We start from the raw sequence: 10,046 nt of genomic DNA on the forward strand, positions 1-10,046 counted from the left end.
AAGCACCGCTCCCACAGGGAATCGCATTTCAGCAATAGCTATGGGTACACAAACGGGTACACCAGCAACCCCGCCGCTTCATTAAGCAACTGTCCGCTTTGCCAGATCGCTCGGCTTTCCGGCAGCCAGCCGCCAAAGACGCGGGCGTTGTCGGCACTTAAAAAGCCAACGGGTGCGCCAACGACGGTAAATCCGGCTTTTTCAAAGCTCCATATGGAGCGTGGCATGTGCCAGGCCTGAGTCACGATCACCACCCGCTTGATACCCAAAGGCTGCAACATGGCCGCCGTCATCGTCGCGTTCTCCCAGGTCGTACGACTCAAGCCTTCCTGCCAGCGAACCTGCACACCGAAGTCGTTTTCCAAAGACTCAGCCATGATGGCCGCCTCACTCGGCGGTTCGCCGTAATGCAGGCCACCCGTGGTCAGGATCGGCAGGCCGGATGCCTTGGCCAGCCTGGCTGCATAGCGCATACGCTCAAGTGCTACGCCCGTTGGAATGTCAGCCCCCCAACTCGGATCATTACGTTCGCGGCCCGACCCGAGAATTACAATCGCGTCAGCTCGTTGCGCCAGGGTTGCCCATTCGCCAAGTGGCAGAGGAGGAACCGTCTCGATCCCGCGCGCCGCAGTCTCCACAACCACTGGCAAACTCATCAGCCACAGTCCGCCCAGCCCCATGGCAAAACAGATTGCGGCGAGACGCGGCCGGGCACGACGCAAACAAAACGCCACCAGCAACAGCAGAAAGAAAATACCGGGTGGTAAAGCGATTGCTTTGAGCAAATAGCGGACAGGCATCGGGCATCTCCAGAAGATGCCCGAAGCCTAGAAGGATTGACGCCAAGCAACAATGCTTAAGATGCAGGCCCGCAGCCCGCAGAGGTTAACGCCTGAATAGATTGCTCGAACTGTGACGGTTCAACTTTGCCAAGGACATGGCTCGCTTCTTGTCCTTCAGCCAGATCACCTTGGCTGAAGAGGACGGCACCGATGCCGCCTCAGCGGGCTCCCGTGAAACGATGACACGCCCTGGCACATCAGGGCTCTCTTGACCACTTACCGAAACGGCTGCGTTATTCAGATAGGATTCAATCAAATCGAACTCGGCACGACTCAAGCCACGGAGTTCAAGCTCCTCAGGCCACTCGTCACGAAGTCGCACTGCAATATCTGCCGTTTCCAGAGCAAGGCCCAGCCGATTGATCAATCGCTCGTACAGATCATGGGTTGTATCTATGTGCTGCAGCTCTGTCATCCGCTCACCTCATCGAAGATAAAACATACCCTCGTCCTTGAGCTTAGCGCCGCTGTCAAAACCGGTGCATTGCTGCGACAAACGGCGGCTGACTGCCGCTGAACTGGCCCTCTCAAGCAAACGGCCATGCAAATCAGGGTTTCCCTCGATAGTCGGCGCTCATGTATGCTACGGCGCTTCCTGTAATTCCACTTCCGCTCGCTCGAGCCCGAAAGCACCGCACAGGCAGTTTCCATTGTCCGGCAGCGGTGCCGACCTGAATCGGCGATGCAACGAAGAGGTCAAGGGTCACCAATCTTTAGTAAAAAGTAGCCATGCACGAACTCTATCAGCCCCGTGAAATCGAAGCCGCCGCCCAAACCTTCTGGGACGAGCAAAAGTCTTTTGAAGTCAGTGAACAGCCAGGCAAGGACACTTTCTATTGCCTATCGATGTTTCCTTACCCTAGCGGCAAGCTACACATGGGGCACGTGCGTAACTACACCATTGGTGACGTGATCGCTCGCTACCAACGCATGCAAGGCAAGAACGTCCTGCAGCCAATGGGCTGGGACGCATTCGGCATGCCGGCAGAAAACGCCGCGATGAAAAACAACGTCGCGCCTGCCAAATGGACCTACGAAAACATCGCCTACATGAAGACCCAGCTGAAAAGCCTCGGTCTGGCGATCGACTGGTCCCGCGAAGTCACCACCTGCAAGCCGGACTACTACCGCTGGGAACAGTGGCTGTTCACGCGCCTGTTCGAAAAGGGCGTGATCTACCGCAAGAACGGCACCGTGAACTGGGACCCGGTTGACCAGACCGTTCTGGCCAACGAACAAGTTATCGACGGTCGTGGCTGGCGTTCGGGCGCGATCATCGAGAAGCGCGAAATTCCGATGTACTACTTCAAGATCACCGCTTATGCGGATGAACTGCTGGAGAGTCTCGACGAGCTGCCGGGCTGGCCCGAGCAGGTCAAAACCATGCAACGCAACTGGATTGGCAAATCCCGTGGCATGGATGTGCAGTTCCCGTACGATCAGGCTTCCATCGGTGAAGCGGGCGCACTGAAAGTCTTCACGACCCGTCCGGACACCCTGATGGGCGCGACTTATGTCGCCGTTGCAGCCGAACACCCGCTGGCTACCCTGGCCGCGCAGAACGATCCGCAGTTGCAAGCCTTCATCAACGAATGCAAAAGCGGCAGCGTCGCCGAAGCAGACGTTGCTACCCAGGAAAAGAAAGGTCTGCCGACCTCGCTGTTCGTCGAGCACCCACTGACCGGCGAAAAGCTGCCTGTCTGGGTCGCCAACTACGTGCTGATGCATTACGGCGATGGCGCAGTCATGGCAGTTCCTGCACACGACGAGCGTGACTTCGAATTCGCCTCCAGGTACGACCTGCCGATCAAGGCCGTAGTCCGTACCAGCGCTGGCGACGAAACACCTGCACCGTGGCAGGCGGCTTACGGCGAGCACGGCACGCTGATCAACTCCGGCGAGTTCGATGGTCTGGATTTCGCTGCCGCATTCGACGCGATGGAAGCAGCACTGACCAAGAAGAGTCTCGGTCAATCCCGCACCCAATTCCGCCTGCGCGACTGGGGCATCAGCCGTCAGCGTTACTGGGGCTGCCCGATCCCGATCGTGCACTGCGACGCGTGCGGCGACGTGCCGGTCCCGGAAGATCAACTGCCCGTTGTGCTGCCTGAAAACGTAGTACCCGATGGCGCAGGATCGCCATTGGCGCGCATGCCTGAGTTCTACGAGTGCAGCTGTCCGAAATGCGGCGCACCGGCCAAGCGTGAAACCGACACCATGGACACCTTCGTGGAGTCCTCGTGGTATTACGCTCGTTACGCCTCGCCTCACTACGAAGGCGGTCTGGTCGATCCTGCTGCAGCCAACCACTGGCTGCCGGTTGACCAGTACATTGGTGGTATCGAACACGCCATCCTTCACCTTCTTTATGCGCGCTTCTTCCATAAGTTGATGCGCGACGAAGGCCTGGTGACCTCGAACGAACCGTTCAAGAACCTGCTGACTCAGGGCATGGTCATCGCCGAAACCTACTATCGCCTTGAAGCCAACGGCAGCAAGACCTGGTTCAACCCGGCTGATGTCGAACTCGAACGCGACAGCAAAGCCAAGATCGTCGGCGCCAAACTGATCAGCGACGGCCTGCCCGTCGAGATCGGTGGCACCGAGAAAATGGCCAAGTCGAAGAACAATGGCGTTGACCCTCAGTCGATGATCGACCAATACGGTGCGGATACCTGCCGCCTGTTCATGATGTTCGCCTCGCCACCCGACATGAGCCTGGAATGGTCAGACTCCGGCGTTGAAGGCTCGCATCGCTTCCTGCGTCGCGTATGGCGCCTGGCGCAGAGCCACGTGAGTCAAGGCTTGCCAGCAGCGCTGGACACCGCCGCGCTGGATGACGGCCAGAAAGTCATTCGTCGTGCGATCCATCAGGCGATCAAGCAGGCCAGCCAGGACGTCGGTCAGCATCAAAAATTCAACACCGCCATTGCTCAGGTAATGACGCTGATGAACGTGCTGGAAAAAGCGCCACAGGCCTCCGCTCAGGATCGCGCCCTGATTCAGGAAGGTCTGGAAACAGTAGTCCTGCTGTTGGCACCGATCACGCCGCACATCAGCCATGAGCTGTGGAATCAGTTGGGCCACAGCACGCCTGTCATCGATGCTGGCTGGCCGGTTCTGGATCAGACTGCATTGGTCCAGGACAGCCTGCAACTGGTCATTCAGGTCAACGGCAAGTTGCGCGGTCAGATCGAAATGCCAGCCAGCGCTACCCGCGAAGAAGTCGAAGCGGCTGCCCGTGCCAACGAAAACGTACTGCGCTTCGTCGATGGCCTGACCATCCGCAAAGTCATCGTAGTGCCCGGCAAACTGGTCAATATCGTCGCAAGCTGATGGGATCGAGCGCCCGACAATGATCGGGCGCTGAACATATTTCCTGGGCTCGCACAGTCGGCCCAAACGGATTCAAGGGGAGCATCAAGATGATCAAACGCAATCTGCTGGTTATGGGCCTCGCCGTACTGTTGAGCGCCTGCGGTTTCCAGCTGCGTGGCACCGGCGCAAACCAGTTGTCCATCAAGGAACTGGACGTCAGCGCACGTGATGCCTACGGCAAAACAGTCGTGCAACTGCGCCAGGTTCTGGAAGGCAGTGGTGTGAAAATCTACACCGGCGCACCCTACAAGCTGGTGATTCTCAACGAACAGGAAACCCAACGTTCCGCGAGCTCCTCGGGTTCGGGCCGTTCAGCTGAGTACACGTTGAACACAACACTTAACTATCAAATCAACGGCACCCAGAACCGAGAGTTGCTGCAACGCAAGGTACAGATCGAAAAGGTCTACGTGCATGACGGCAACAACCTGATCGGTTCTGATATGCAGTCTGCGCAAGTTCGTGACGAGATGCGTAGTGACGTGATCCAGAGCCTGATGGCCCAGTTGCAACAACTGACGCCAGCGCAACTGGATGAACTGCAGGCCAAGGCCGACGCCGTTGCCAAGGCAGAAGCGGACGCACTGGAAGCAGCTCAACGTATTCGCGATGAAACGCCGCAACAGTCGCCGATCGAAATCCCGTCTCGTTAAAATGTTCGGGGCCAGCGTCTAGCTGGCCCCGGCACATATCCGTTTGAAATGCATTCCCCAGTAGTAGCCAACTCGTTGGCGAGACGCCGGGCCTGCGTAATCAGAACTACCGCCTCGCCAACAAGTTGGCTCCTACAGGGACCGTGTTTGCTGCTTGAAAGCGCGGTATCAGGGACACCGAGGAATTTCATATGAAACTCGCCCCCAACCAACTTGGCAAACACCTGCAAGGCACGCTCTCGCCCGTCTACGTGGTGAGCGGCGATGACCCGCTGCTGTGTCAGGAAGCTGCCGATGCGATTCGCGCCGCCGCCCGGCAGCAAGGTTTTGACGAACGTCAGGTCTTCAGCGCCGACTCCAGTTTCGACTGGGGCACATTGCTGCAAGCTGGCGCGAGCATGTCGCTGTTCGCCGAGCGCCGACTGCTTGAGTTGCGCCTGCCCTCCGGGAAACCTGGAGATAAAGGCGCTGCCGCTTTGATGGAGTACTGCGCTCGTCCAGCCGAAGACACGCTGCTGTTGATCAGCTTGCCGAAGCTCGATGGAAGCGCGCAGAAAACCAAATGGGGTAAAGCACTGGTCGAAGGGGCGCAGACCCAGTTCGTGCAAATCTGGCCGGTAGATGCCGGGCAATTACCACAATGGATTCGCCAGCGCCTGTCTCAATCCGGGTTGGCAGCCACTCAAGATGCAGTCGAATTGATCGCAGCCCGAGTGGAAGGCAATCTGCTGGCCGCCGCTCAGGAAATCGAAAAGCTGAAGCTGATGGCCGAAGAAGGCCAGATCACGGTCGAGACCGTGCAGGCAGCCGTCGCTGACAGCGCACGTTTCGACGTCTTCGGGCTGACCGACGCCATCCTCAACGGTGAAGCTTCGCACGCGCTGCGGATGCTTGAAGGCCTGCGCGGCGAAGGCGTTGAGCCGCCAGTCATCCTTTGGGCCCTGTCCCGCGAGCTTCGAGTGCTGGCCAACCTTGCACTGCAATTCAGCCAGGGCATGCCATTGGACAAAGCGTTCAGCTCAGCCCGACCGCCCATCTGGGACAAGCGCAAACCCCTGATGAGCAAAGCACTGCAACGCTATTCCGCTAAACGCTGGGCCGAACTGCTGATGGATGCGCAACGCATTGATGCGCAGATCAAAGGCCAGGCGGTTGGCTCACCCTGGAGCAGCTTGAGCAGGTTGTCGCTGCTCATGGCAGGGCAGCGTCTGGCGTTGCCAGCGGAGTAAATTCGCCCACAGCTGAACGCGTTTCCAGTGGAAGCCGGGCTTGCCCGCGATGAACCATGACGCGATAGGTCTGTTGCAACGAGGTGTTTGTATCGCGGGCAAGCCCTGCTCCCACTGGGACTGGATTTGCTGGCAAATAGATTCCCCTCCACAGAGATTTGCCAGCGATAGCGCAGATCAATTAGACACTGCCCTGTCTTGGGTCGATCATTCGCGCCGCTTACTTAACAGCCGAGAGAACATCACCATGAAAAAGCCTAAACGGCCCAACAAAGCCAAATCCATAATTGCCCAGCCATTGTTCCGCAGCCGCCAGGAACAACCCGGCAAAGGCAAAGGCAGCTACCGCCGCGAAGCCTTCCAGTCTAAAAGCTGGGAGGCTTCTTACTTTCTGGCTGCCTGAAACATCGCGACAGTTCCTCGAGGTCCTTTCGGGCCTGCAGGCATGGTAAGGTCTGCATCTACCGGTAATACCTTGGACCCAAGCATGCCCTCTTGTTTTTTCCGACGTTGGCAAATGCGCCAAATGATCGCTGCCTCCAGCCTTATCCTGTTAGTTGCCTGCGCGGAAAAACCGACAGCAGCCGACGCCACGCCTCTTCCACGCGTTATCACAACGCCGCTGGCCTCACCGGCTCCAGCCATTGCTGTGGATGACAATCTCGATATCCTGCCGACCATGAGTTTCGCCGACTGGCAGGCTGGCTTCCGCGCACAAGCGCTCAAGGCAGGTATCAGACCAGACATTTTCGACCGTGCCTTCGCAGGTGTGACACCGGACATGAAGGTGGTGAAAGCAGATCGCAGTCAGCCGGAATTCACTCGCCCAGTGTGGGAATACCTGGACGGTGCGATCTCTGACGCACGCGTGCGAAAAGGGCAAGCGTTGCTCAACCAATATGCTGGCGTCCTGCAAACCATCGAGCAGCGTTACGGCGTGGATCGTAATGCATTGGTTGCGGTGTGGGGCATGGAGAGCAATTTCGGGCAGTTCCAGGGCTCTCAATCGGTGATTCGCTCACTGGCGACCCTGGCTTATGAGGGTCGCCGTCGCAGCTTCGCTCAAGATCAATTGCTGGCCGCACTGCAGATTCTGCAACAGGGCGATATAGCTCCTGAGCAGATGATCGGCTCCTGGGGCGGTGCCATGGGCCAGACTCAGTTCATTCCGACGACGTACAACACCCACGCCGTGGATTTCGATGGCGACGGTCGCCGGGACATCTGGAACAGCGCTCCGGACGCCCTCGCGTCCACGGCGCACTACTTGCAAAGCTCCGGCTGGCAGACGGGCCAGCCTTGGGGCTATGAAGTCAAACTCGCCAATGGCTTCGACTATGCACTGGCTGATGCCTCGACCCGCAAGAGCCTGGCTGAATGGCAGCGACTGGGCCTGACGTTGCCTAACGGCAGCGCCCTGCCAGCCACCGCTCTACAACAACAAGCCGCACTGTTGCTACCGGCCGGTTACAAAGGCCCGGCGTTTCTGGTGATGGATAATTTCCGCGCGATTCTGCGGTACAACAACTCTTCGTCTTATGCGCTGGCCATCGGGCTGTTGTCGGGAAGATTCCAGGGGGGTGGCATTGTTGAAGGAAGCTGGCCCCGCGCAGACGTCCCTCTGAGCCGTTCTGAGCGCATGGAGCTGCAAAGCCTGCTCTCGGCCAGCGGTTACGATGCAGGCAATCCGGACGGCATCATCGGCGCCAATACACGCAAAGCCATTCGCAGCGCCCAACAGGCGTTGGGCTGGCCAGCGGATGGGTATCCGACACAGGAATTGTTGCAAAACCTGCGCAAGCCTTGAGACAAAGGAGAGTCGTGGGACCGGCTTTAGCCGGGAAGGCTGCATTTCCAACGATACAAATGTCGTGAATGTAACGCCCTCTTCCCGGCTAAAGCCGGTCCCACGTCCCAACAAAAAAAACGGGCCGGATAGTGATATCCGGCCCGTTTTGTCTGTAGCTCAAACGATCAACGCTTAACGCGTCAGACCATCGCCTTGACGGCAATCTTGGCCTGCTCGTCGGCGTGGTACGAAGAACGTACCAACGGACCGGACGCCACGTTCTTGAAGCCCATCTTGTAACCTTCCTCGGCGAACCAGGCGAAGGTGTCCGGGTGCACGAAACGCTGCACTGGCAAGTGGCTACGGGAAGGTTGCAGGTATTGACCCAGGGTCAACATGTCGATGTCGTGCTCGCGCATGCGCTGCATGACTTCAATGACTTCCTCATCGGTTTCGCCCAGCCCAAGCATCAAACCGGATTTAGTCGGTACGTGCGGCACCATTTGCTTGAAACGCTGCAGCAGGGTCAATGACCACTGGTAGTCCGAACCCGGGCGCGCTGCTTTGTACAGACGCGGCACGGTTTCCAGGTTGTGGTTGAACACATCCGGCGGCTCGGCGGCAGTGATTTCCAGTGCAACGTCCATACGGCCACGATAGTCCGGAACCAGCGTTTCCAGCTGCACGTTTGGCGACAGCTTGCGGATCTCACGGATGCAGTCGGCGAAATGCTGGGCACCGCCGTCACGCAAATCATCGCGGTCAACGGAAGTGATCACCACGTACTTGAGACGCAAATCAGCAATGGCAACGGCCAGGTTGGTCGGCTCGTTGACGTCCAGCGCCTTCGGACGACCATGGCCCACATCGCAGAACGGGCAGCGACGGGTACAGATGTCACCCATGATCATGAAGGTCGCAGTGCCGCCGGAGAAGCACTCACCCAGGTTCGGGCAGGAAGCTTCTTCGCAAACGCTGTGCAGCTTGTGCTTGCGCAACAGTTGCTTGACGCGATCAACCTCAGGAGAGACCGGGATACGGACGCGGATCCAGTCAGGCTTTTTCGGCAGATCGACGGTTGGAATGATCTTCACCGGGATACGCGCAACTTTCTCCGCACCACGCAGCTTCACGCCAGCCTCAACCTTAGGGCGAGGCGCACGCTCGGAAACGTCGACGGTTGGGATCAAGGTTTGTACGGCGTTATCCGCAATATCAGTCGCAGTAGTCATAATCAGTCGATTCCGCCCGTTAGGGTCGTCTGCTCAGCATAGTCGAGGTGCTTGACGAGCTGCGCACGCAGCCGGGCACTTACCTCGGCAAATTCAATCGGGCCTGCATGATCGCACAGTTGGGTCATTGCCAGCCCGGCGTATCCACAGGGATTAATCCGTCGAAAGGGCTCAAGGTCCATGTCGACGTTAAGCGCCAGACCATGGAATGAGCAACCGTGGCGAATTCGCAGTCCCAGGGACGCGATCTTCGCTCCATCGACATAAACACCCGGTGCGTCAGCCTTGGCTGCGGCCGTTACACCGTAACTGGCCAGCAAATCGATCAGGCTATTCTCGATCCGGGTCACCAGATCACGCACACCGAAACCAAGGCGCCTGACATCGAGCATCAGGTAGACCACCAGTTGGCCGGGGCCATGATAGGTCACTTGGCCGCCACGATCGACCTGTACCACCGGAATATTACCCGGTAATAGCAAATGTTCGGGTTTGCCGGACTGTCCCTGAGTGAAAACCGGTGCATGCTGCACCAGCCAGATCTCGTCCTGAGTGTCTTTACCGCGCTGGTCGGTAAAGCGCTGCATTGCATGCCAGGCCAGTTCGTAATCGATCTGCCCCAGCTCTCGAACGCCCAGCATTGCGGCCATCAGAGCACCATGTGCACGCGACCCGTAGCGCGCAGTGCGCTATTGATGTCACGCAGTTGGTCTTCCCCTGTGGCAACGATGTGCAGCTGGACCGTGGTGTATTTACCGTTGCTGCTCTGGCGCTCGGCACGGGTCGTCATGTCAACCTTGGCGTATTTGGCCAGGATTTCAATCACGAGATCGGTGAACCCAACACCGGTATCGCCGATCACTTTGATCGGATAGTCATCGCAGGGGAATTCGATTTTGTGCGACTTGACGTCGGAATCTGTC

Annotated in this window: 10 protein-coding genes; 5 read left to right on the top strand and 5 right to left on the bottom strand. The window is 58.2% G+C overall.

Annotation, left to right across the window (positions count from 1 at the left end):
- Nucleotides 1-38: 38 nt before the first annotated feature.
- Nucleotides 39-800: a YdcF family protein gene (locus tag H8S59_RS23850; RefSeq protein ID WP_187523019.1), complete on the bottom strand. Its 762-nt coding sequence runs from the start codon at nucleotides 798-800 to the stop codon at nucleotides 39-41.
- 85 nt (nucleotides 801-885) lie between these two features.
- Nucleotides 886-1,257 (bottom strand): hypothetical protein, encoded by a 372-nt coding sequence (locus tag H8S59_RS23855; protein ID WP_095100431.1) that lies wholly within the window; start codon nucleotides 1,255-1,257, stop codon nucleotides 886-888.
- Nucleotides 1,258-1,571: 314 nt separating this feature from the next.
- On the opposite strand from H8S59_RS23855, the gene leuS reads away from it, so the two are divergent.
- The 5 genes from leuS (at nucleotide 1,572) to H8S59_RS23880 (ending at nucleotide 7,909) form a co-directional block, all read left to right on the top strand.
- Nucleotides 1,572-4,178 (top strand): leucine--tRNA ligase, encoded by a 2,607-nt coding sequence (leuS, locus tag H8S59_RS23860; RefSeq protein WP_187523020.1) that lies wholly within the window; start codon nucleotides 1,572-1,574, stop codon nucleotides 4,176-4,178.
- Nucleotides 4,179-4,267: 89 nt separating this feature from the next.
- Entirely contained in the window at nucleotides 4,268-4,873 is a 606-nt protein-coding gene (locus H8S59_RS23865; RefSeq protein ID WP_095100435.1) for an LPS-assembly lipoprotein LptE, read from the top strand.
- A gap of 191 nt (nucleotides 4,874-5,064) precedes the next feature.
- Entirely contained in the window at nucleotides 5,065-6,102 is a 1,038-nt protein-coding gene (holA, locus tag H8S59_RS23870) for a DNA polymerase III subunit delta (protein ID WP_187523021.1), read from the top strand.
- Nucleotides 6,103-6,349: 247 nt separating this feature from the next.
- Nucleotides 6,350-6,505 (top strand): alternative ribosome rescue factor ArfA, encoded by a 156-nt coding sequence (arfA, locus tag H8S59_RS23875; RefSeq protein ID WP_087267653.1) that lies wholly within the window; start codon nucleotides 6,350-6,352, stop codon nucleotides 6,503-6,505.
- 84 nt (nucleotides 6,506-6,589) lie between these two features.
- Nucleotides 6,590-7,909: a lytic murein transglycosylase gene (locus H8S59_RS23880; protein WP_187523022.1), complete on the top strand. Its 1,320-nt coding sequence runs from the start codon at nucleotides 6,590-6,592 to the stop codon at nucleotides 7,907-7,909.
- A gap of 182 nt (nucleotides 7,910-8,091) precedes the next feature.
- On the opposite strand, the gene lipA is transcribed toward H8S59_RS23880, so the two are convergent.
- The 3 genes from lipA to H8S59_RS23895 all read right to left on the bottom strand — a co-directional run.
- Nucleotides 8,092-9,123: a lipoyl synthase gene (gene lipA / locus H8S59_RS23885; protein WP_095100443.1), complete on the bottom strand. Its 1,032-nt coding sequence runs from the start codon at nucleotides 9,121-9,123 to the stop codon at nucleotides 8,092-8,094.
- A 2-nt stretch (nucleotides 9,124-9,125) separates the two neighbouring features.
- Nucleotides 9,126-9,773: a lipoyl(octanoyl) transferase LipB gene (gene lipB, locus H8S59_RS23890; RefSeq protein ID WP_095100445.1), complete on the bottom strand. Its 648-nt coding sequence runs from the start codon at nucleotides 9,771-9,773 to the stop codon at nucleotides 9,126-9,128.
- Nucleotides 9,773-10,046, bottom strand: a 274-nt coding sequence (locus H8S59_RS23895; protein WP_214658447.1) for a DUF493 domain-containing protein, incomplete at its 5' end; no start/stop codon positions are given. The genes H8S59_RS23895 and lipB, both read right to left, overlap by 1 nt.

Origin of the sequence: Pseudomonas folii (assembly GCF_014357575.1) — a bacterium.
In the GTDB taxonomy this organism is placed as follows: domain Bacteria; phylum Pseudomonadota; class Gammaproteobacteria; order Pseudomonadales; family Pseudomonadaceae; genus Aquipseudomonas; species Aquipseudomonas folii.